We start from the raw sequence: 21,125 nt of genomic DNA, 5'->3' as shown, positions 1-21,125 counted from the left end.
TCTTCCGTGAGGAAGAGGAGCTTTTTTTAAAGGAATGACAAAATGAAAAAAACAAAGTTGTGGAAAAGGATAGCTGGATGGCTGCTTGTTTTTCTTCTTGTATTACAGCTTCCTGTAAATGTCTTGGCGGAAGAATGGGTGGATAATACGCCATATTCATCTGAAGAAAATTTTACAGATGAGCAGGATATTTCAGAAGAAAGCGATTCATCAGGTGATCAAACCGATGTAGAAGAATCGTCAGATTCGCAAGACCAGATTGATATCGAGGAAGAAATTCCGGTGGAAGATTCGTCTGATGTAGAAGAGGAAACTGATACCAGTTCTGACCTTGATATGGAAGAATCTAGCGTAAGTGAACTTACAAGTGAAGATGAATTTACGGATGGAAGTACTGCTCTGTTCAGTGATGGAACAGACCAGTCTGAAGAGGATACTGCAAAAGAAGAAATACAGGTAACTGTCAGCATCAGCAAAGATGGAAAATTTCTTAATGATAAAGACGGAAATCCAATGGCAGGGCGCACCGTGACCTTGACTGGTCAGTCATCCTATACCATGGATGATGCTTTGAAAGCAGCACATGACTTGTATTACCCAGGTGGGGCAGAAGCTGGGTATGATTTCCATGAAGATGGAACGGGAAATTTTGATGGCTTAATTTATAAACTCTGGGGATATGACAGAAGTTCAGTTCCTGGCATCCGGTATGCACGAAACAATGATTGTAAAAATTATCAGGAATCACTCACACAGAGCGTTGTCGATGGGGACAGTCTGAATTTTTATATTGAGCAGCGAAAAAATCAGGACAGACTGGCTTTTTTTACAGAAACAGAAGAAACGATCACACAGGATGAGCATGCAGAATTGCATTTGCGCCAAAGTAATGTAAATGGGACCACATTTTCAGAATGCAGCGGGGCATCTATCTATATAGATGGTGTGAAACAGGATGGTCTGATTACAGATGAATCTGGAAAAGTTACGCTTCCTTCTCTGGAAGCAAGAGATACGCCATATTTTATCACGGCAGAAAAACTGGTGGAAACATCAGATGGATCTATGGCGACTGCAATTTCGGCTGCATATATAAACATCACGGTCGTTTCCGCAACAGATCAGACAGGGGATTATATTGATCGTGTAAACTTAAAGGTTACAGATGGTGATACCCAGAAAGAGTATCAAATGGATGCTCCGGATGGGAAAAGTATGTTTATGCTTCCGTCAGAACTGAGTCATGGAAATATTTATCTGAGCGTAAATAAAAAAGAGTCCATTCCGGAAAATTGTTCGATCTATGCAGCATACACAAATCCTTCAGATGAAACTGTATGCCGGGTTAAACTGCAGGAAGGATCTTTTACATTTTTAAAGAACACCAGTGTAAAATACAGTTATAAAGCTATCCTTTCGGTCAAACTTGAAGTACGTCAGGACGGCAGTGTGATACAGGCTGTACAGATTCCGATTTCTTATAAAGCACATCTCAGCGAATTGACAGTGAAGGATTCGTGGGGGCATGAGAATGACTGCAATTTAAAGGATATCTTAGATGATCAGCAACTTGAAATTTCTGTTCCGCAAAACACAGGATATATTGACATTGGCGGACGTGCTTCTGAGTGGGGCTATCTTTCTGAAAATCCAGAACTGATATCCATAGATGGTGTGGAACTTACTAATACGGGCAGAGGAACTCTAAGATTTGTTCCGGACTGGAAGCAGTATAGTGAATATAAAGTATATATTACATTACCTGAAAATGATGAAAAATATATCTTTGAAGCTACGAAATATACGCTTATTATTACCCCTGGGAATATTGATTATACACCGGTTCTTTCCTATCAGGGGCAGGAGCCAGGTGATTATGGAATCATGCAAGGGGAAGAAGCAGATGCTTTCGTAATACAACCTGCAGTGCTTCGGGCAGATGAGGGAAAGCTTTCATACCAGTGGTATCAGGGAGACACCTTTGAAGAATTTGAAAAAATAGATGGAGCCACAAATGCATCTTATCAGATAGCAACCAGTGAACCGCATTATTACAATTATTATAAATGCATTGTTTCTTATGAAATAGATGGGAAAAAATATACTACGGAAAGTGAACTATACAGTGTCAGAGTATATCCATTAACTTTAGCGGCTCCGCAAATTATAAAGCAGCCGGTGGATATAACTGGTGTTAAAGGAGTGCCATTAGATGAAAAATTATCCGTAGAACTTTCAGATATAAACCAGCCAGATGTTAACGCAAAATATCAATGGTATAAAAATACAGAAGAGAATACAACCGATGGAAATATGGTTCCAGGGGCAACAGAGTCTTCCTATGCGCCAGATATACAGGAAGCAGGAAAGACTTATTATTATTGCAGGATCAGATATCAGTTAAAGGCATATACGAAGAAACAAAATAAAACGATAAATAGCGAATTTGTATATTCCGATGCAGCGTGTGTTACCGTTACCGAGGCACCGCTTCCATGGGAAGGCAAAGGGACGGAAAGCTCTCCGTATCTTATTAAGACAACTTCTGATATAGAAGCCCTGCGTGATAAGGTGAACAATGAGGGATTCTCTTTTGAAGACATGTATTTCCAGCTTGCAGAAGATATTACGCTGCCGAATAGCTGGAAGCCTATTGGTGTGACAAAAGATGGAAAGAAAGATCTGCAGAACGGTGCTAATCTGAATGTATTCAGCGGTATCTTTGATGGAAACAACCATACAGTGACTATCCTGGAAGGTGGTCTTCCGCTGTTCGGATATGTGCGGAATACCAGGATCAGAAACCTGAATATCTATGGAACAAAGATTGCCGGATATGGACTGGTCAACAACTTTGAAGGTGTTGGACTCTCCGGAACGGCTGTTGAGATTGACAATGTTACTTTGAAAAGTGGATCCAGCACCTTAAAGGCAGGACTTCTGGGAGCAAACAAGACCATGAGTCCTTATGCCGGATGTTCTTCTTCCTTTGAGGCAACAGTACGGAATTGTACCATTGAAAAGGATGTTGTCATTGGATATGACAAAGATATGAATGAAATCGGTGCCATCGCCGGCCGTATGCAGGGTACCGTGGAAAACTGTGTAAGTTATGCCACCGTTTATGGAACCAGGTATGTTGGTGGAATCATCGGAACCCGTGACAATGCCATGGGAAACTGTTCCGTGATCGGTTGTAAATTCTACGGCACAGTGGAAGCTTCAGGCGAACTGGCAGGCGGCATTGCGGGAGGCGGTTATGATGATTCTTCAGCTCCAAATGGCTGTAAGATTACCATCAACAGCTGTGTTTCTGAAGGAACCGTTACCGGCTCGGACAAAGTCGGAGGCATCCTGGGTGCGGATCTCTATGTGGCACAGACCTGGGATAACTGCGTTTATACTTTCAAAAACAATTCCTTTACCGGAAAGGTGAAGGCAACCAGTCAGAATCCTTCTTATGTTGGAGGCATCATTGGATTTTATGACAGTCTGAACCGGATCGATGTTATTACTAATAACTATTATTCCAAGGACTGCGGCGCAGACAAAGCAATCGGATTTGTAAAGTATATTGATACCAGCTGCACGACGCATGAAACTGCAAGCGGGGCAACCTATTTCAGCACGGAAAAAGAGACGACTGCCTGCCCGACAGTTGAGGGGTGCGGATGGCAGAAAGGATACAACCGTACCGATGACCCTCTGGGTGCAGACATTGGGAAGCTGTTTTCGACAGAAGGCCTTCGTACTTACGTGGATTCCCTGGAACTTACCGGGGATTACCGCACTGAGTTTTATCTTGGGGAAGACCTTGACCTTACCGGCATGAAAGCAGTTGCTGTCATCAGCGATGGAACCAGACAGGAGCTTTCGTGGACAGACCTTACCATAGAGGGATATAACAAGGATAAACGCGGGGAACAGAAGCTGAAAATTTCCTATAAGGAAGCATTCGTGGAACTGACCGTCAGGGTATTGAAAAAAGATGCCGGTACGATCACGGTAAGCTTTACGCTTCTCGGAGATTCTGTTCATGGCAGCGCAAAGGAGAATCAGGAACACACCCTGCGGAAAGGAAATCTGGATACCTGGATCGCAGCAAAAGATTATACGATCGATGGAAATGCCAATGTCCTGGAACTCTTAAAAGAAGTGCTCGCCAAGAATGGAATGAGCTGCCGCACATTAAGGGATGAGACCTACATTGCCGGAATCACGAAGGATGGTCAGGAGCTTGCAGAATTTTCCAATGGACAGAACTCCGGCTGGATGTATACCTTAAATGGAATCCATCCGGATCTTGGCGTGAAAGAGCAGTATCTGGAGGATGGAGATGAGATCATTTTCCATTATACAGATGATTATACCCTGGAGCATGACCATGTATGGGACAGCAAATGGACATCTGACAAGAACGCTCACTGGCATGAGTGTGTTGCCATGTATGGAAAATGTGACATCACGGATAACACGAAAAAGGGTGGCTACCAGAAGCATTCCTACGGAAAAGGAAAGCAGATCAAGGCTGCCACTTATAAGACGACCGGTCTGATGAGATATACCTGTCAGGTCTGCGGATACGAAAAGACGGAAACCATTCCTGTAATCGCACATACGCATAAATACACCTGGAAAACTACGGCAAAAGCTACGGTATTCCGTCCGGCGAAGCAGGAAGGAACCTGTTCCCTCTGCGGTAAAAAACAGACACGGAATTATGGAAGCAAATTAAAGGCGACCATAAAACTGAACGTATCTTCCATTACCCTGCAGCGGAAACAGACCACTACGAAAGTAAAAGTTTCCATGGCATATGGAGATTCCATAAAGTCCTGGGTTTCCAGCAACAAAAAGATCGTGACCGTTGATAAGAACGGAAAGATCAAAGCCGGAGCTAAAACAGGAACGGCAAAGATCACCATTACCTTAAAGAGCGGAAAGAAAGCGACTCTGAAAGTAAAAGTCCAGACTGCAAAGGTAAAGACTACGAAGATCAGCGGTCTCAAAAAGAATGTAACTCTGAAAAAAGGTCAGAAACTGACACTTAAACCAGTGATCAGTCCACTGACTTCTCAGGAGAAAGCGACCTACACGTCTTCCAATAAAAAGATAGCGGCAGTCACCAGTAAAGGTGTCATCACAGCAAAGAAGAAAGGAACAGTTAAGATCACAGTAAGATCTGGTAGAAAATCTTACGTGGTCAAAGTAAAAGTAAGATAAAGATATGCGGACATTTGATATGCGGACTTATACAAAGCTGATGGCGGATCAGCATAAAAATGAACTGATACAGACGATCCCGGAAAGGTATAATTCGATCGGTGACGACTGTTTCAAAAATAATGGAAAGATGAAAGGGATATGGCTTCCACTTGGCTGTAAAATCATTGGAAAAGAAGCCTTTTATGGCTGCCATATACGTAAAGAAGTTGCGTTACCGAATACACTTACAGAGATCCGGGCGGGGGCATTTGCGGAAAACTGCACGCTCCCACAGGTAAGGTTTCCGGCTTCGGTGCAGAAAATCGGGGAACAGTGCTATAAAGGCTGTAACAACTTGAAAACAGTAAGCTTTGCATCCGGTTCCAGATGCACAGAGATTCCGGAAGAAGCTTTTGAAGGCTGTGTGAAGCTGAAAGAACTGACACTTCCGGAAAAGGTGGAATCCATAGGCAGGAGAGCTTTTTATAAGTGTAAGGAATTAAAATGTGTTCAGTTTTCTGAGACACTCCTCCGGATTGGAGAGGAAGCATTTTATTTCTGCAAGCTGGAAGAACTTAAGCTGCCGGAAGGCCTGCAGGAATTAGGAGACAAGGCATTTTTCAAGTGCAATGGACTGAAAAGTGTATCCATTCCCCAAAGCGTGCGGAAGATTGGGGAAGGCGTGTTCCACGGCTGCAACCGGCTGGAATACCTGGAGATCCACCATGACCCGGAAGAAATCGGCCCCGGAATCGTAAACAAAGGTTGCACGGTCCGCTGCCGGAAAGGAAGCAGGGTAGACGCTTACTGCCAGGAGAATGACCTGAAAACAGAATATATACCAGAATAGTATATGAGACAGAGCCGGGATTCGAAAGAGTCCCGGTTTTTGTATGCTTAAATGAAAAATTTTAATTTTTTTGTTACCATCCGGGATTTTTTACGATATATAGTATGAGGAAAATTTTCTTTCGAAATACAAAACAAGGAGGAACAAAATGATGGCTCACATTTGTATCTGGGTGGCTCTGAACTTTCCGTACCGCCAACAACTATCTATATAGTAGATGCAGATGGAAAGACAACGCAAATCAAATAATTTATGGAGAATAGAAGGGGCTGTCGGGATGATATGCTCCTTTTTTATGCTATAATTCAAAAAAATATAAATTTTTTGAGACGATCATCAAAAAAAGACGACTTTATAATTGAGAATATTTTTGAGGAGGTGAACATCATAGACGATATAAAAATTATAGAACTTTATTTTGAAAGGAATGAGCAGGCGATCAAGGAAACGGATATAAAATATGGAAAACTCTGTCGTAAACTTGCCTATAATGTCCTGAATAATCACCAGGATTCGGAAGAGTGTGTGAATACCACTTATTTAGAAGTTTGGAATAGAATTCCACCGACAAGGCCTGCTAAATTTAAAGTTTATATTTCCAGAATTGTCAGAAGTACTTCTATAGATAGAGTAAGGCATCTGACAGCTAAAAAGAGGTCGACTGATATGGTTATAGCATTGGATGAACTTACAGAGGTACTGCCGGATGAAAGGTATGCTCCTGGAAGGAACGATGAAGAGATTGGAAAACTGATCAGTATTTTTCTACGTAAACAAAAAGAAGATGTGCAGAGGGTGTTTGTTTTAAAATATTTTTACTTTGAATCGAACAGGGCTATTGCAGAAAAATATGGTTTTACTGAACGCAAAGTAACGAATATGCTGGCCCGCACCAGAAATAAATTAAAAAAATATCTGATCGAGGAGGGAATCTACATATGAATATACCAAGAATTGTAAATGCTATCGGTTATATTGATGATGACCTTATCACGGCAGCATTGGAAGATCCGCCGAGGAAAAGGCATAATCTTATGATTAAATGGATTCCGGTTGCCGCTTGTTTGGCACTGGTTATGATTGCAGGTATTCTTGTTCCACATTTTTTACGGACTGCTGCGATAGCTGAAAGTAAATATAAATATCATGTTTCTGAAAAAGAACGATCCATAGAATGGCCATGGAAATACAAAACTCTTGTTGAAAAGTATCCTGTTGTTAAATTTAATGGAAAACAGTTTACTGCGAAAAGCCAGAATTCTATTCATACAGATGTAATGGGGGAGGTGATCGGTTCCTGTGTGGCAGAAGGAGTTGATTCTGATACAGGAAAGACATACACGGAAACATATGAGGTGCGGAAGATTAAGGGCATATCAGAGGAATTGATGATTGCCGTAGGCAATGAGAATGGATTTTATGTTTATGCAACTGAGGAAGAGGCTCCAGATACGTTAGGTAAGTTACTGGAACTTTATGAGCTTTCTCAAAACATAGAGTTAAACTATGTGACAAAATGTGAAGATTATGAAGAGAAAGAGGAGCTTTTGCTGGATAAGGGTAAAAAGATCTGGCAGATCCTTTCTGGCTGTGGAGATGCAAAGCTTGATGATACAAGTGATTTCTTTGAAAGAGAGAATCGAAGATATCTGGCTTTTACGGCAACTTCTGAAGCATTGGGTGTCTATAATCGAGTGATCTACATTTTTGAGGATGGTTACTTTGCTACTAATATTTTTGATTATGAATACAGTTATTTCATTGGAAAGGAGGTAGCAGGACAGATCATCGGCTATGTACAAAAGCATTCCACGGAAACAAAGTCCAGTACCAGTCGGCCAACCATATCCGGAACTGTTATAGAAATTGGAAATGGATACATTATGGTTGATGACACTATTTTATGCAGGAAAACAAAAGCTGGAAAGAAATATAAAGTATATACAGATAATATAAAAGTAGGGAGATGGATTGAGAGTGGGGAAATCAAAGCAGGGGATCTTGTAGTTGTCGAATATGAAGGTGAAATTTCCAGTAACTGTGAAGTAAAGGGAGCGTATTCCATATTTACAGGGGTCCTTGAAGAAAATGGTATTTTAAATCAGGAATAATAAACACAGGAAAGGGAAGGGTACAGACGTGAAGATAAAACGAAATTATTTGATAAAGCTTGCACCAGCTGTTTTATTAGTAAGTGCTGCTTACTGGCTCCTTGGTTCTGATTTTTTTACATTTCTGACCTGGTGGGAAATGTTATTCCTGCTAGGGCTGGTATTTATGCCAGTGACATCCAGGATATTCATGGGCTTTGAGGATAATGGCTGGATGTTTTCCAAGGTACTTGCAGTCGCTGCCTGCGGATATGTGCAATGGCTGTTGGCCTGTCTGAAAATTACTCCATTTACAGGAACGACCTGTGTTATCATCACGGTTATTTGTTGTCTGGGAAGTGTTTTGTATGGAATCAAATGTAAGAACAAAATTACGGATTCGCTTCCCTGGGAACAGACAACCCTGGTTTACCGGGAAGAAATTCTGTTTTTTCTGGTATTTCTTTTCTGGACATATCTGGCTGGTTTTCATCCGGCGGCTCATGGAACGGAAAAATATATGGATTTTGGTTTTATGCAGTCCATGATGAGAAGTACAACCTTACCAGCCCAGGATATGTGGTATGCTGGAAAGCCTTTTAATTATTATTATGGTGGACAGTATCTTGCCGTATTCCTTACAAAGCTAACCGGGACAAGTGTGGAGATCACTTATAATCTGATGAGAACTATGGTCGCTGCTTTTGCTTTTATTCTTCCTTTTAGTCTGGTACGACAGATGCTGGAGGATAGATTAGGATCTGGCAAAAAATGGGTGTTAGATATGGGAGGCATTTTGGCAGGGATGGCGGTATCCATGAGCGGAAATCTCCACTATATTATTTATGGGATCATCCTCAGACTGCTGAAGATAAAAACAGATTACTGGTTTCCAAGCTCTACCCGTTATATTGGTTTCGATCCGGCTGTAACCGGGGATGAGACGATCCATGAGTTTCCATCTTATTCGTTTGTACTGGGAGATCTTCATGCTCATGTAATAAATGTCTTTCTGGTTCTGACGGTACTGGGAATCCTATATTCATGGATGAAGACAAATTCAGGAAAAAGCTGGAGACAGAGAGAAATCGGATTTCTCGGACTGCTTCTGGGAATGTTCCTTTTTTCTAATACCTGGGATTTTATGATTTATTACGTTGTGAGTTGCGGAGCATTGCTTTTCGGAAATCTGAAACGTTATTCTTCTGATTCTTTTATAAGTTCAGCATTGAAATGGAGTGTGATACAGTGGGGGGAACTGCTGGCGGTTGCTTTCCTTGCATCACTTCCGTTTCATTTGACTTTTCAAAATGTGATGGTTCAGGGAATCGGAGTAGTAAAAATACATACTGCTTTTTACCAGTTCTGTGTATTATGGGCATTTCCGCTTCTGGTTTGCACGCCATTTGTTATTGGAGTTCTGAAAAAAATACGAACATTTCCAGATAAAAAAATTCGAAGCTTTTTTAGTAATGTAAAGTATCTTGATTTGTATGGGCTGGTTCTTGTACTTTGTGCTATGGGACTGATCTTTATTCCTGAAATTGTTTATGTACGGGACATTTATGAAAAAACAGCCCCAAGAGCCAATACCATGTTCAAGCTGACTTATCAGGCATATATCATGTTTGGAATTATGATGGCATATATCCTGGTTTCGTTTACAGTAACCAGGATAAAAAGATGTAATGGTGCTGACAATACTGTAATATGCAAAGGGCTGCTGAGGTGTCCAAAACGTCAGGCCCTGACAGGGATCATTGCAATCCTGCTTTTGATTTCAACTTGCGGATACCTGGAAAATGCAATCATTCATTGGTTTGGAGGATTCCCGAAAAGAAGTGCATACCAGACACTAAACGCAACAAACTATTTGGAAAATGCTATTCCGGATGATGCCGCTGGAATCCGCTGGCTGAATGCTAATGTCAATGGACAACCTGTTGTTCTTGAAGCCAGTGGTGATAGTTATAAGGATTATGATAACCGTGTTTCGGCAATGACAGGACTGCCAACGGTTTTAGGCTGGTATGTGCATGAATGGTTATGGAGAAATAATCTGGAAGAGGAAAATCAACGAAAAGAAGATGTGCAGACCATATACACTTCAAGCAACGCTGAGCAAATAAAATCCTTGATAGAAAAGTACAAGATCTCCTATTTATTCATCGGAAGTTGTGAAGTTGAGAAGTATGGAGAGATCAATAGTGAATTCTTAACTTCGCTGGGAAAAGTTGTTTTTCGACAGGGTGAGACGATGATAATTGAAGTTTCTGATGGGGCGATGGTTGATTGATATAAAAAAGATAAAATTTTGTAAAATGTGTTACCTTATGTGAAAAAATACGATTAATTATATAGATGGCAAATTTTAGCAAAGGAGGTTATACACTATTGTTCATCAGCCATGCAGAAAATGAAAGGAGCTTAATCATATGAAACATAAGGTAAAGATTATAGTACTTAGTGCTTTGGGAGTTTTACTTGTGGGATCATCGGTGGCATATGCATACTCACAAAAAGGCACTTTGATTTCACAGAAAACAGAGGAGCTGCCTGACGGAAATATTTATGTTGAAGAATTATATGAAATAGACCAGTAAGACAGAAACAGAGGGGATGGCGTATTGGTACGTCATCCTTCTTTATATGGGCGAATATAGAATGGTACTTTAGAATGGGCTATGGTAAAATAAGACAAAAGCTTAAAAGGTTTTTGAAGACAAAATAACGTTAAAATGTTTTAGACATACAATGTCTGGTTGAAAAGTAGTGGATTCTCGTTTTATGTCGTGGTAATTTGGGAGCATGTTGGTAAGCTGTAAGTGAAAGAGAGGTAGGAGCATGGACACGAAAAAGATTGGAGCTTTTTTAAAACAATGTCGTAAGGAAAAAAATCTAACACAAGAGCAGCTTGCTGAAAAGTTTGGAGTATCCGCAAGAACAGTTTCCAGATGGGAAACAGGAACAAATCTGCCGGATCTCAGTATACTTGTTGAACTTGCTGAGTATTATGATGTTGAAATGAGAGAGCTCCTGGATGGAGAAAGGAGCCAGACCATGAATAAAGAGATGAAAGAAACTCTGGACAAAGTTGCAGTGTATGAAGAATGGGCGAAACGAAAAGCATTAAAAGCTGGAAATCTTGCATTTGCATCAATGTTTATGATTGGTGTTGCGGCAATTATTATTCAGATGCTATTGACAGTGGATATTCGCTTTGTTTTAGGAGAAACAATAAGCGTTTTAGCAGGAGGAATCCTGTATGCAGCTATTATGGTATACAATGGAATATGGGATAAATGTCTGCCCAAAAGTGCTACCATATGGAGAGATTTTCTTACCAGTGTGATATGTGCAGGAATTTTTTCTGCCATCTATGGTGTATGTTTGTTAAGAATGGGAGCTACAGAAACACAGATAACACGATTAGCATTGGAGTTTTTGATTGGCATTACTATTGTGGCATTTATTATTCTTAGAATCTTGGCATTTATCAATCAGAAAAAGAATCAAAGGCCAGCAAATGACCAGGATGAAAAAGCGGCTTCATTATCTAAGATGGAATATATTAAGATTTACAATGCACAAAATATAGTAGAGACAGAACAAATCATGGAAATGTTAAAGCAAAATGGAATTGTAGCTTTTTCGCAGGAATCAGGTGCGAATGTTGCGATGCATGGGGCGCCTGGATTTGGAGTATATGGTGTGGATATATTCGTAAAAACCGATGATGCAGAGAAGGCAGCAGGGGTGATCAGGGAGATTAGGGGTCAAGAGGACGAATAAAATTTTTGACATTTTCACAAATGCGTGCTAATATGATTATAGAAAAGGGTGCTACCGATAGACGGTTAGTCCACATATTTATTGATTACAAAAGTAACCGCTTAGTTTGCAGACAGGGCGGTTATTTTTGTGTCTTATTATTATCCTTGCCGAATGTGTATCCAGCACAAAAGCAGGTAATGCCGAAGCTCACAACTGCAATAAAGTCCACAATACTCATTGGCTTAGCCCTCCTTTCCAATGGATTCCCCTACAGGTTTCTATGTAATCAGAGGGTCACAGTCCCTCTGTTGAAGGACTAACCGCCTACCGTTATGGTAGCACCCATGTTGTTAATTATAGCAGGATATAAATACAACTGCAATAGAACAAATCAATCCGATTCTTCGGATTCTTCAATTTTGTCAGGAATACACTTTAAAAACATTTCAAACAGTGATTTTATCTCTGGCGGAACAGAGGGAAGAAAATGCTCCTTTATATAGTCATTTCCCAGGTTTGATTTTACAAGCTTATTGAACTGTCTTAAATTCTCAAGTAAATGAAATTGTTCACCCCATTTGATATATTGTTTTACGCATTTCTTAACTGCGGCCTTGCATCCGGCATCATAAAGTTCTAAATTTTGTTTGATCAATGTGTAGGCATCGTATTCATCAGGACGATATTTTTTGATTATTTTCTCAGTTTTTATTTCTGTTTTAGTGGTGGGAACGGATATTTCTTCTTCAGAAATTGATTTAGGAAGTCCGTTTGACCATTCTTTAAGTGTATCTGCATCAACACCATAAGATTCAGCAGTAGATTTATCAATACGTCCAAATTTAGCGGACTGATAATGCTTTTTAGCAGCATTAAGGCGTTCTTCTTCCGTACGTTCATCGGCTGCTAAGAGAAGTTGTATTACGGCATAAATTTCTGGACTGAATACCATTTCCATAACATACATAATCCATTTGTGGCAGTGACCGTAGGTAAGGAAATCATTTAATAATGTTATGCAGCTGTAAAGAGTCTTTCGACGCTGCTTACGTGTAAAAGGATCTTCTGTGTTCCAGAATTCTATGATTTCATTAAAATTATATGGGATGCTCCAGAAACCGGCATTATAGATTTCTATGCGTTTCTCCCAACGTTCAAAAATTTCGGTTTCTTCCGGATAAAGTTCTCTTGATTTTTCAATCGCTTTTTTTCTTATTTCATCAGTCATTTTTCAATCCTCCTGTAGATACAGCATAACACCATAAATACAACAAATATAGCAGAATCAGACAAGCAAAAAGCAATTCTCTGTTTTGCATTTTAGGGATAGATTTTGGAACAAGATTTTTTGTAAAAATCGTATATTGTCAACTTTTAAACATCAACTTTTAAGACAGTAAAAGTTGCGCGCCTCTAAGGAAACCGACTTGTTTTTCCAGAAAAAAAGTTACCCTTTTCAGATAATAGTTGATACTTTTAAAGATAAAAGTTTTTAAAAGAGTGTTTTATAGTGTGTTTTTAGGCGGTTTTGATGCGAAAATGGGAAAATTTTTGATAAAAGTTGATGTCAACTTTTAAGAGGAAACCATATTCATAAAAGTAAATATTTAATAGTTTTTTCTTTTGGAATAAAGATCATTTTATTATATAAAGAGATCTATGTTCAAGGTAAATCATAGGAAAGGCAACGAATCCAAATTATCCTGTAAAAGGCATAATAATTATAGAATTAAATATGTTTGCAAATTTTATAAAACAAAGTGAATCATGCTGTGAGTAATACAATATGAGGCTTATTATGTCGCAAGTGGCATAATAAAAAGACCATTATGTCATAAGTGACATGATAAAAAATCCATAATGCTATAAGTGGCATAATAAGAAATCCATAATGTCGTAAGTGACATAATAGAAAATTCATTATGTCGTAGATGACATAATAAGAAATTGATTATGCCAAGATCGACATAACATGAAAACGATAAGATTATATATGTTATAGCTGAAATGGAGAAAGCGGAAAAGATGGAAGATGATCTGAATATAAATATTAAAGAAATCATGCAAAAATCGATTTTGGGGCGATATTGCTAGGTTTTGCAACGATATTATAGGGTTTTGCGGTGATATTGTATGTTTTTGTAAAATGCGTTGTAAAGAGGCTGGAAAGCTGTGTCTGCTAAAAGTAAAAATGCTTTTTATGCGAAAATGGTAGGTTTTGAGATGATATAGGTGGATTTTGATGAATAAATTGAAAAAACAGAATAGTTATATTTGAAGGGATAAGATATCCAGCCTTGTTTCCGAAGGCTGGGAGATATTTGAAAGTTCCTCAAGAAAATTTGCGGTATAGATATGAAAGTGAAGACACCTGTCTGCAAAATGCAGGCAAGTGCAGGATAAAGCTTTATGTTTTTTGACAACCACACATTATATTGCTTGAAAATAATGTGTGGTTGTCAAAGGGAGAAATATAAGTGCTAGGAAGAAAATTGAAGAACTACGGGCTGCATCGGACAGTAAGAAAAATAAAAATCAGCCAGGTGGGGTAGCCTGGCTGATTTTGGGGAGGGAGAATACATTATAATATTTTAAATCAGTTTATAGAGTCATTTATGAGAGATGCTTGATAATCTTTTTCCTCAGCGTAAGTATCTATCAGTAATTTGAAAACATTATAGGCAGAAGCTTTTATATCTGGAAGAAATTCAGATAGGATCTTTTCTGGTGGAGTTTGGTTCTGGAATAATTTGTTAAGTTCCAGTAATTTTTCTTGTACATATTCTTTGCCACAAAGAAGAAACCATTGATCGACAACATGCTCTAAGGCATCATGATAAGCCTGAATGTATAAATCAATTCCTTTGGAAATAGTCTCGTAAGCATCTATTTTGTCTGGAAAATTTTTTCTGAGGTATTGTAAGGTGCCGGCATTAATAGTGGGATTGGCACCAAACATGCGGTGAGATAATGGACGTTCCGGCTCATCATTTCTCCACTCCTGAAGCGTTTCCAGATTAATATCATAATCTCTGACAATATCTGTATCTTCATCGGTATAGCCACGTTCCAGAAAATCCTTTTTGGCACGTTTTAAGCGTTCTTCATCGGATAGAGGATTGCATTGCCACAGCAAATATACGATAGCGTAACTTTGAGGAGGAGCTATGATCCGAACGATATCGTATAGGTGCTGCTTACTGTAGCCGGTAGCGATAGTATTGTTGAGTACATTAAGGGGAAAGACCAGCTCAGAATGATGTACACCATGATCGTAAGGAGACATTGTGCCAGACCAGTACTCAATAATTTTGTCTATGCTGTTTGGAGCAGTGCGATAAGCAGAAGCATAAATTTCCTTATATTGTTCCCATTTTTCATAGACACTGTAATCATCAGGGAAAAGTTCAGCTATTTTGCGGCGGGCTTGTCTTATAAGAGGCTCCTGTTTATTTACTTCTGTCATTTCCTTATTTTTCCTCCTTTTCTTTTTCCCAGATTACTGTGCCATTGCATGCTTTATAAATATAAGAACTGTTCTTTTGGGGATCTTTCACATCGCGATAACAGCAATTGATCACAGTGATAGTAGCAGGTCCGTATTTATCGTTTAGGGAATTTATCGTTTTGTAAATTTTTCCCATTTTGGCCTGATGCATTTCCTTCGTGTAAGAATCATCAAATAATACAGCCAAGTTGATATAAGATAAGTCAGATTCAAACTGAACAATTTCAACGACATGTCCTTTATACAGCCTGAGTAGCTGAGGGATGATTTCGTCCAGAATCTGTTGAATAGGGATACCAGCAGCAAGATGCTTGTATGCAGTTTTGTTTTTGGCAATTAATTCCTGAGAAATTCTTGCGAGATCTACAGGATTAATAGTTTGATATGCTTTATGCTTTCCCATTTCCAGGCCTTCTTTCTATTGCATCGGCAATTTGGGCAAAATGATTTTCTATTTCTATCTGTCCTATCAGGTATTTCAGAGAGGAGGCGGACAAATCTATATCGTACCATTTTTTTATATTTGCTTGAACAACTGATGCATCCATACCGTCACGCAAAAGATGGAGTGCAGTGCCTTTGGCATACTTTTCTATTATTTTCTGTTCACAAAATCTTTTGGCCTCTAGTTTCCAGCCGATGATTTCTTCATATCCGATTTCCGAATCCTGAAAAAAATCATAAACAGGATGACTGCTGCCACCATGATTGCAATATATATCCTGAATCACTTCACGTGCTTTATCACGCCGGCCGCGGAGGTAAGCAGCTTTTTCACTATCAGTCATTCTTATCACACCCCCTTTTAGTTTGGCATATGCATCATTCATAGTCATCATCGTCGTCTTCATCGTCCAGACATTCAAAAATCTGTTGGAAAACATTACCGGAAAGAATGTCCCGGCATGCTTTGAAACCTTCCCAGAAAGCGAACATATCAACAGCACTGACGACATTCATGATAAGGCTTTCTACGTAGGGATAGTTGGGGGCTTTTGCTGTCAGAAGTGCAATTGTCTTGTTAATATATTCCTGTAACTCTACAGAGTAATTTCGGCGGCAGCAATAGTCATATATAGCTACCAGCAAGTCGGCATTATCTTTCTGGTATACCGGATCTTCATAAGTTGGCTCTTCAAAAGTTGGGCCTGGATGTTCAGGGTAATTAATACGTTTCGTCATTTTGTACAAAACCTCTCTTTCTTGATTTGTAAGAAAATGGTATCACAAAAGTATTTGAAAATGCAGTGTTTATAATGAATTTGAGCATTTTCAGCACTTTGTATTTTAGGGATACATTTTGGAACATAATTTTTTTATATTTGGATTTTTGTGCATATTGACTAAAAAATGGATTTTGGGAATTTGTATATAGTGTTCAAATATGGGGGTAAAGAATTATGGAGAAATTGTCTATGTGATACAAAGAAATATATGTGTATATGGAAAAGAACGGATTGCATGAAAATGTCAAGATACTGTTCAGGGGTTTGGGCGATTTTCCAGAAGACAATTTTGTAGAATGCGTCAATAGAATATAGCAGAACATATGTTTATAATATGTGCTATCAGATCTGATAAACTATTCGCTCAGGAACTGGTAGATACTAGTTCCACATTTTAAAATTCTTAGCCCAAATGCCTTCCATACTTTCCACCCCTTGGAGGCGTTTGGAGCTGAGAATAATCATTTAGGACAGCCTGTAAGTTTGATTATTTCTTAAGAAAGAAGGCAGTTGAATGAGAGAGCAGGACATTATGTATTTAAGCGAACTGATAGAAAACAGAATTATCAGTTACTGTATTAAGGAAGAAGGAAGTCTGCAGGAGCATCTGAATATAGGTGAAGAACTGGCACATAGGGCAATGATTCAAGCATTACATAATATAGTAGGAAGAGGCATTTCAAGGCAGTCCACAAAACAGATACAGAAATTATGTATTACAACAGATAGCTTTGACGAATGCGGTTATCCTCTGGAGGCAATTCTATGAATAGGCAATTGCAGTATAAAGGATATGTCGGTGATGTAAATTACGACCCGGAAGGAAAGTATTACTACGGACAGATTCAAAATGTTACTGCGGTGGTAGGCTATGATGGAAATAATCTCCAGGAGCTGGAAGCAGATTTTCACACGGCTGTGAATGATTATATAATTTGGATTTCGTAATTATAGGGCGGCTAAAAGGCTGCTTTTATAATACAGATAATGTTCGTAAAAGTCTACTTTTTCGAATATTACCGGAAATGTCTCGTAATACATATTGGAACGTTCATAAATGTCTGATTGAACTATTTATGGATGTCTGCGGGAGCGAAGTCATTTCTGAATATGTTTTTTAGGAGGCTCTATAAGTACTAATGTAAAGGCACTAACGAATGTACATACTACAACTGAATACAGAACTTATTACTATGCAAGTGTGGCAGATATAGGGCAGAGCCTGGATTGGCAGATGGAGATGTTCCATGAGCTTGGGGCAGCAGAGCAGGAGATAGTTATTGATAAAGATAAGGGACATTCCGAATATCAAATTTTGAGAAGTACACTGCTGCAATCAGAAGACATCTTAATCGTTCCATCGCTAAATCATTTAAGTGATGAGAACGAGGGTATAGTAGCAGAGCTACAGTATTTTAAAGATCATAAGATTCGATTGAAAATATTAGACATGCCGACCACATTAGTTGATTTTCCGAAAGGACAGGAGTGGGCCTTTGGAATGTCCTTGAGCATTTTGATAGAAGGAATATCTTCTATGGAAAACCAGAAAAAGTTGCTCAAAAAAGAAAAGCAGAGACAGGGAATAGAGGCATTGAAACATACTTCTGCCTGGGAAAACTATGGACGACCAAGTTTTAAGATACCGGAGAATTACCAGGAAGTAATGTGCAGATGGACAAACGGTGAGATAACAGCGGTTGCTGCAATGAATCTGACTGGTATAAAACGTACAACGTTCTATAGATTAGCGGCGAAGTATAAAAAAGGAGAACTGAAGTTATGATAAAAGATTTCTTCTATTATTATAGGAAGAAAGAGCATTCGATCTCTATCAGTAAGGATCCGGTTGAGGGAGGTTATACAATAGCAATTCCAGACCTGCCTGGATGTGTGACCTGTTGTGAGAAATGGGAAGACATTCATGATATGATTGAAGACGCAAAGAAGTGTTGGCTGGAAGCTATGTTGGAAAATGAATTAATGCAGGAAAGGGACAGAAATAGATGATCTGTCCCTTAAAAATTGTCCTGACCGAAGGTGGGAGTTGGAATTTCGCGTCCTGCTGCACATGCAGTATCAATCCATTCTTTGATTACGAGTTTTGCATTTTCATAGGCTTCATTAGGCGTTTTTCCATCAGCCATGCAGCCGGGGAGATCAGGAACAGAAACGATATAACATTTGTCAGTGGATGAGTATTTGAGAATAACCGAGTAATTCATAAAATAAAACCTTCTATATAATAAGTGTAATTTGTTTCAGTATAACACATCATTAAATAAAAGGGTATATAGAATGGATAAGAGAGGCTTGAATAAGAGTGGGAGGAAAGTTATATGGTGGATTACAAAAATTGCACAGATAGTATGTTCAAAAGAGCAATGTCAATGAAAAATAAGGCTGTTGATAAAATTCCAATCAGTTATTTGTACATATTATATACAAAGTATAGGGCAGAGTCGGTAAAGCTGAAAACCGTAGATAAATTAAAAGCAGCGGAAGCAAGGGAAAGAAAAAAGAAATATTGGAATGAATTATACAGAAGAAAAACAGAATAGAAGATAAATGCGTTGAAGGCCTGGTAGAAATCACCGGGCCTTTAATTATAAAATTTATTTTGGAAATGGAAGTTATTATTGAAGCAGAGGAGGCTTTTGATGAGAGATATTGATTATGGAACTGTAAGAATAAAATTAAATGAACTGATAGAGCAGCAGGGGATAAGCAAGAATAGGTTTGCACATAGAGCAGAGATGAAACGCACACAGCTTAATCAGTATTGCAATGGAGAAGTTACCAGACTTGATACAGCAGTTTTGGCACGTTTGTGTTGTGCATTAGATTGCAAGGTAGAGGATCTGTTAGAGTATGTTCCACCGGAACAGGAATAAATTTTATGAAGAAATAAAAGAGACTTCAGATTAAGTCCCTGAAGTCTCAGAGTGTAAATAGTCAGGTGTTGAGCTTTAAGGCTCAACACTATTTTTTTGTTCAAATTTATTTGGAAGGTAATAAAAAATAAGAAAAAAATCAGAGATTTCTTATAAAAACCAGCCAGAGTGAAAAAAATCTTACATATTAAATATGAGATTAAAAACCAATGGTTTCTTGGAAGGTAGATAAAAAGAAATCCAGTTCCTGATATCTTAAAAAGAATCAAAAGTAGAGGATAAAAAATGGGAGATTTCTTATAAAAACCAGCTAGGGTGAAAAAAATCTTACATATTGAATATGAGATTAAAAACCAATGGTTTCTTGGAAGGTAGATAAAAAGAAATCCAGTTCCTGAGATCCTAAACAGAATAAAAAGCAGAGGATAAAAAACGGGAGATTTCTTATAAAAACCAGCCAAGATCCCCAAAATCTTACATATTAAATATGAGATTTAAAATCAATGGTTTCTTAGAAGGTAGATAAAAAAGAAATTCAGTCCCTGATATCCTAAACAGAATAAAAATAGAGGATAAAAAAGTGGGAAATTTCTTAATAAAACAATCTAAGGATCCAAATATCTTATGAAAGGACCGATATGAATTCGGTAAAAGGTACACGCAATGATAATAAGAAAAACTTAAAAATCAAAGGCTACAATTAATATTTCTGGATTTTTGTTCTAATAAAAATTTGCTAAAGTGTTGCCAAAAATGACATATTAATTTGTGTGCAATATGTATAAAATAATGCGAATAAAAAAGAAGAAAATATGCATATTGACTAAAAATGAAAAGCGTGGTAATATGCTAGCAATCGATTAAGAGCAAGTCCGGACAAGGAACTTATAAACATTCAATCAACATATCCCACAGGAGGAATAACAATGAATACTACAAGCAATGTAACCCCAAATGCAACTGAATCAACTTTAATGTCCCTTTTAAACACTGAGTACAATATGAGCAAAGTTGCAGATTTTGTGCATATGAAGGAAAGTAGAACAATCGACAGTCGCCATATTAATATCAGCACCTACGACACAATTTGTACAGTAGAAGAAACAACAGTTACTGATGAAGCTTTTACGCTTATCGAAGGCCGGTATGCGGATGAATGTGAGCATGATACAGCGTATCATTACATTTATTTAAACTGTAATGAAGATGGATGGAGAGTCAGAATCATCGTGAACAGCAAAGGAATTATCACTGAAATTAAAGAAATCTGTACTGCTGATCAGATGGTCGAGATATTAAGAAGCAGCATGATTGGCAAACCATATGATGAGTTAGCAGTGAGAAAAATTTTGTCACTGGAAGATAAGGGCGAAACTGCAGTAGATACTGTAGAAGGCTGTGCTACGCTGGATGACGGAAAGGAATATAGATGCATAGGCTATTATGTCCAGGTTGAAGAAGCAAAGGGCATCAAGGTCATAATTGATGACAATAATATTGTTTCTGCAGTAGAAACGTTAACTATGAATAACTAAGTAAAGCGTGGAAGCACCATCACCGGCATAGCATAGCTGGTGA

20 protein-coding genes are annotated in these 21,125 nt (G+C 38.5%); 14 read left to right on the top strand and 6 right to left on the bottom strand.

All coding sequences use genetic code 11. The features are described from left to right. The first annotated feature begins 42 nt into the window (after positions 1-42). The 7 genes from KQI91_RS01440 (at position 43) to KQI91_RS01410 (ending at position 11,937) form a co-directional block, all read left to right on the top strand. Positions 43-5,223, top strand: coding sequence for a DUF4430 domain-containing protein (locus KQI91_RS01440; protein ID WP_216391102.1), 5,181 nt, complete (start codon positions 43-45; stop codon positions 5,221-5,223). A 19-nt stretch (positions 5,224-5,242) separates the two neighbouring features. Next, positions 5,243-6,055, top strand: a complete 813-nt coding sequence (locus KQI91_RS01435) for a leucine-rich repeat domain-containing protein (RefSeq protein ID WP_253288312.1) — start codon at positions 5,243-5,245, stop codon at positions 6,053-6,055. A gap of 252 nt (positions 6,056-6,307) precedes the next feature. Further along, positions 6,308-6,997 (top strand): RNA polymerase sigma factor, encoded by a 690-nt coding sequence (locus tag KQI91_RS01430; protein ID WP_253288311.1) that lies wholly within the window; start codon positions 6,308-6,310, stop codon positions 6,995-6,997. Continuing rightward, positions 6,994-8,166: a hypothetical protein gene (locus tag KQI91_RS01425; RefSeq protein ID WP_216391100.1), complete on the top strand. Its 1,173-nt coding sequence runs from the start codon at positions 6,994-6,996 to the stop codon at positions 8,164-8,166. The genes KQI91_RS01430 and KQI91_RS01425 overlap by 4 nt, the downstream gene beginning before the upstream one ends. A gap of 28 nt (positions 8,167-8,194) precedes the next feature. Further along, the gene (locus KQI91_RS01420; protein ID WP_330654421.1) at positions 8,195-10,441 is read left to right on the top strand and encodes a DUF2298 domain-containing protein; all 2,247 of its coding nucleotides are present in this window, start codon (positions 8,195-8,197) and stop codon (positions 10,439-10,441) included. A 139-nt stretch (positions 10,442-10,580) separates the two neighbouring features. Beyond that, positions 10,581-10,748: a hypothetical protein gene (locus KQI91_RS01415; protein ID WP_216391099.1), complete on the top strand. Its 168-nt coding sequence runs from the start codon at positions 10,581-10,583 to the stop codon at positions 10,746-10,748. Positions 10,749-10,989: 241 nt separating this feature from the next. After that, complete coding sequence (locus KQI91_RS01410) at positions 10,990-11,937, top strand: helix-turn-helix domain-containing protein (RefSeq protein ID WP_216391098.1); 948 nt, start codon at positions 10,990-10,992, stop codon at positions 11,935-11,937. A 373-nt stretch (positions 11,938-12,310) separates the two neighbouring features. On the opposite strand, the gene KQI91_RS01405 is transcribed toward KQI91_RS01410, so the two are convergent. The 5 genes from KQI91_RS01405 to KQI91_RS01385 all read right to left on the bottom strand — a co-directional run bounded on the left by KQI91_RS01405 (position 12,311) and on the right by KQI91_RS01385 (position 16,609). Next, the gene (locus KQI91_RS01405) at positions 12,311-13,147 is read right to left on the bottom strand and encodes a hypothetical protein (RefSeq protein ID WP_216391097.1); all 837 of its coding nucleotides are present in this window, start codon (positions 13,145-13,147) and stop codon (positions 12,311-12,313) included. Between the two features lie 1,368 nt (positions 13,148-14,515). Further along, positions 14,516-15,385: a hypothetical protein gene (locus tag KQI91_RS01400; protein WP_216391096.1), complete on the bottom strand. Its 870-nt coding sequence runs from the start codon at positions 15,383-15,385 to the stop codon at positions 14,516-14,518. A gap of 4 nt (positions 15,386-15,389) precedes the next feature. After that, positions 15,390-15,830: a hypothetical protein gene (locus KQI91_RS01395; RefSeq protein WP_216391095.1), complete on the bottom strand. Its 441-nt coding sequence runs from the start codon at positions 15,828-15,830 to the stop codon at positions 15,390-15,392. Continuing rightward, complete coding sequence (locus tag KQI91_RS01390) at positions 15,817-16,215, bottom strand: hypothetical protein (protein WP_216391094.1); 399 nt, start codon at positions 16,213-16,215, stop codon at positions 15,817-15,819. Before KQI91_RS01390 ends, KQI91_RS01395 begins: the two co-directional genes overlap by 14 nt. Positions 16,216-16,249: 34 nt before the next feature. After that, positions 16,250-16,609: a hypothetical protein gene (locus tag KQI91_RS01385; protein WP_216391093.1), complete on the bottom strand. Its 360-nt coding sequence runs from the start codon at positions 16,607-16,609 to the stop codon at positions 16,250-16,252. Between the two features lie 558 nt (positions 16,610-17,167). Here KQI91_RS01385 and KQI91_RS01380 point away from each other — a divergent pair. From KQI91_RS01380 to KQI91_RS01365, 4 genes are all read left to right on the top strand, one after another. Further along, a complete protein-coding gene (locus KQI91_RS01380; protein WP_216391092.1) occupies positions 17,168-17,422 on the top strand; it encodes a hypothetical protein in 255 nt (84 codons plus the stop codon). Further along, the gene (locus KQI91_RS01375; RefSeq protein WP_216391091.1) at positions 17,419-17,601 is read left to right on the top strand and encodes an antitoxin HicB; all 183 of its coding nucleotides are present in this window, start codon (positions 17,419-17,421) and stop codon (positions 17,599-17,601) included. The genes KQI91_RS01380 and KQI91_RS01375 overlap by 4 nt, the downstream gene beginning before the upstream one ends. Before the next feature lie 253 nt (positions 17,602-17,854). Next, on the top strand, positions 17,855-18,439 hold the full coding sequence (locus tag KQI91_RS01370) for a recombinase family protein (RefSeq protein WP_216391090.1): 585 nt from the start codon (positions 17,855-17,857) through the stop codon (positions 18,437-18,439). After that, complete coding sequence (locus KQI91_RS01365; protein ID WP_216391089.1) at positions 18,436-18,663, top strand: type II toxin-antitoxin system HicB family antitoxin; 228 nt, start codon at positions 18,436-18,438, stop codon at positions 18,661-18,663. Before KQI91_RS01370 ends, KQI91_RS01365 begins: the two co-directional genes overlap by 4 nt. 8 nt (positions 18,664-18,671) lie before the next feature. Here KQI91_RS01365 and KQI91_RS01360 read toward each other — a convergent pair whose 3' ends face one another. Continuing rightward, on the bottom strand, positions 18,672-18,878 hold the full coding sequence (locus tag KQI91_RS01360) for a type II toxin-antitoxin system HicB family antitoxin (RefSeq protein WP_216391088.1): 207 nt from the start codon (positions 18,876-18,878) through the stop codon (positions 18,672-18,674). 114 nt (positions 18,879-18,992) lie between these two features. On the opposite strand from KQI91_RS01360, the gene KQI91_RS01355 reads away from it, so the two are divergent. The 3 genes from KQI91_RS01355 (at position 18,993) to KQI91_RS01345 (ending at position 21,082) form a co-directional block, all read left to right on the top strand. After that, positions 18,993-19,214, top strand: a complete 222-nt coding sequence (locus KQI91_RS01355; protein ID WP_216391087.1) for a hypothetical protein — start codon at positions 18,993-18,995, stop codon at positions 19,212-19,214. Between the two features lie 99 nt (positions 19,215-19,313). Continuing rightward, positions 19,314-19,547 (top strand): helix-turn-helix domain-containing protein, encoded by a 234-nt coding sequence (locus KQI91_RS01350; RefSeq protein ID WP_216391086.1) that lies wholly within the window; start codon positions 19,314-19,316, stop codon positions 19,545-19,547. 926 nt (positions 19,548-20,473) lie between these two features. Further along, the gene (locus tag KQI91_RS01345) at positions 20,474-21,082 is read left to right on the top strand and encodes a hypothetical protein (RefSeq protein WP_216391085.1); all 609 of its coding nucleotides are present in this window, start codon (positions 20,474-20,476) and stop codon (positions 21,080-21,082) included. The last annotated feature ends 43 nt before the right edge of the window (positions 21,083-21,125 follow it).

The sequence above is a fragment of the Blautia sp. MSJ-19 genome (assembly GCF_018918125.1).
In the GTDB taxonomy this organism is placed as follows: Bacteria; Bacillota; Clostridia; order Lachnospirales; family Lachnospiraceae; genus Blautia_A.
Note: the sequence above shows the minus strand (reverse complement) of the source record. Positions and strands in the feature narration are given on the sequence as shown.

Coding starts and splice junctions, on each gene's coding strand:
- KQI91_RS01365 (WP_216391089.1), top strand. CDS start 18,436: ATGATAAAAGATTTCTTCTATTATTATAGGAAGAAAGAGCATTCGATC.
- KQI91_RS01425 (WP_216391100.1), top strand. CDS start 6,994: ATGAATATACCAAGAATTGTAAATGCTATCGGTTATATTGATGATGAC.
- KQI91_RS01415 (WP_216391099.1), top strand. CDS start 10,581: ATGAAACATAAGGTAAAGATTATAGTACTTAGTGCTTTGGGAGTTTTA.
- KQI91_RS01435 (WP_253288312.1), top strand. CDS start 5,243: ATGCGGACTTATACAAAGCTGATGGCGGATCAGCATAAAAATGAACTG.
- KQI91_RS01380 (WP_216391092.1), top strand. CDS start 17,168: ATGAGAGAGCAGGACATTATGTATTTAAGCGAACTGATAGAAAACAGA.
- KQI91_RS01390 (WP_216391094.1), bottom strand. CDS start 16,215: ATGACTGATAGTGAAAAAGCTGCTTACCTCCGCGGCCGGCGTGATAAA.
- KQI91_RS01430 (WP_253288311.1), top strand. CDS start 6,308: ATGGAGAATAGAAGGGGCTGTCGGGATGATATGCTCCTTTTTTATGCT.
- KQI91_RS01385 (WP_216391093.1), bottom strand. CDS start 16,609: ATGACGAAACGTATTAATTACCCTGAACATCCAGGCCCAACTTTTGAA.
- KQI91_RS01375 (WP_216391091.1), top strand. CDS start 17,419: ATGAATAGGCAATTGCAGTATAAAGGATATGTCGGTGATGTAAATTAC.
- KQI91_RS01410 (WP_216391098.1), top strand. CDS start 10,990: ATGGACACGAAAAAGATTGGAGCTTTTTTAAAACAATGTCGTAAGGAA.
- KQI91_RS01400 (WP_216391096.1), bottom strand. CDS start 15,385: ATGACAGAAGTAAATAAACAGGAGCCTCTTATAAGACAAGCCCGCCGC.
- KQI91_RS01355 (WP_216391087.1), top strand. CDS start 18,993: ATGGTGGATTACAAAAATTGCACAGATAGTATGTTCAAAAGAGCAATG.
- KQI91_RS01360 (WP_216391088.1), bottom strand. CDS start 18,878: ATGAATTACTCGGTTATTCTCAAATACTCATCCACTGACAAATGTTAT.
- KQI91_RS01345 (WP_216391085.1), top strand. CDS start 20,474: ATGAATACTACAAGCAATGTAACCCCAAATGCAACTGAATCAACTTTA.
- KQI91_RS01405 (WP_216391097.1), bottom strand. CDS start 13,147: ATGACTGATGAAATAAGAAAAAAAGCGATTGAAAAATCAAGAGAACTT.
- KQI91_RS01440 (WP_216391102.1), top strand. CDS start 43: ATGAAAAAAACAAAGTTGTGGAAAAGGATAGCTGGATGGCTGCTTGTT.
- KQI91_RS01395 (WP_216391095.1), bottom strand. CDS start 15,830: ATGGGAAAGCATAAAGCATATCAAACTATTAATCCTGTAGATCTCGCA.
- KQI91_RS01350 (WP_216391086.1), top strand. CDS start 19,314: ATGAGAGATATTGATTATGGAACTGTAAGAATAAAATTAAATGAACTG.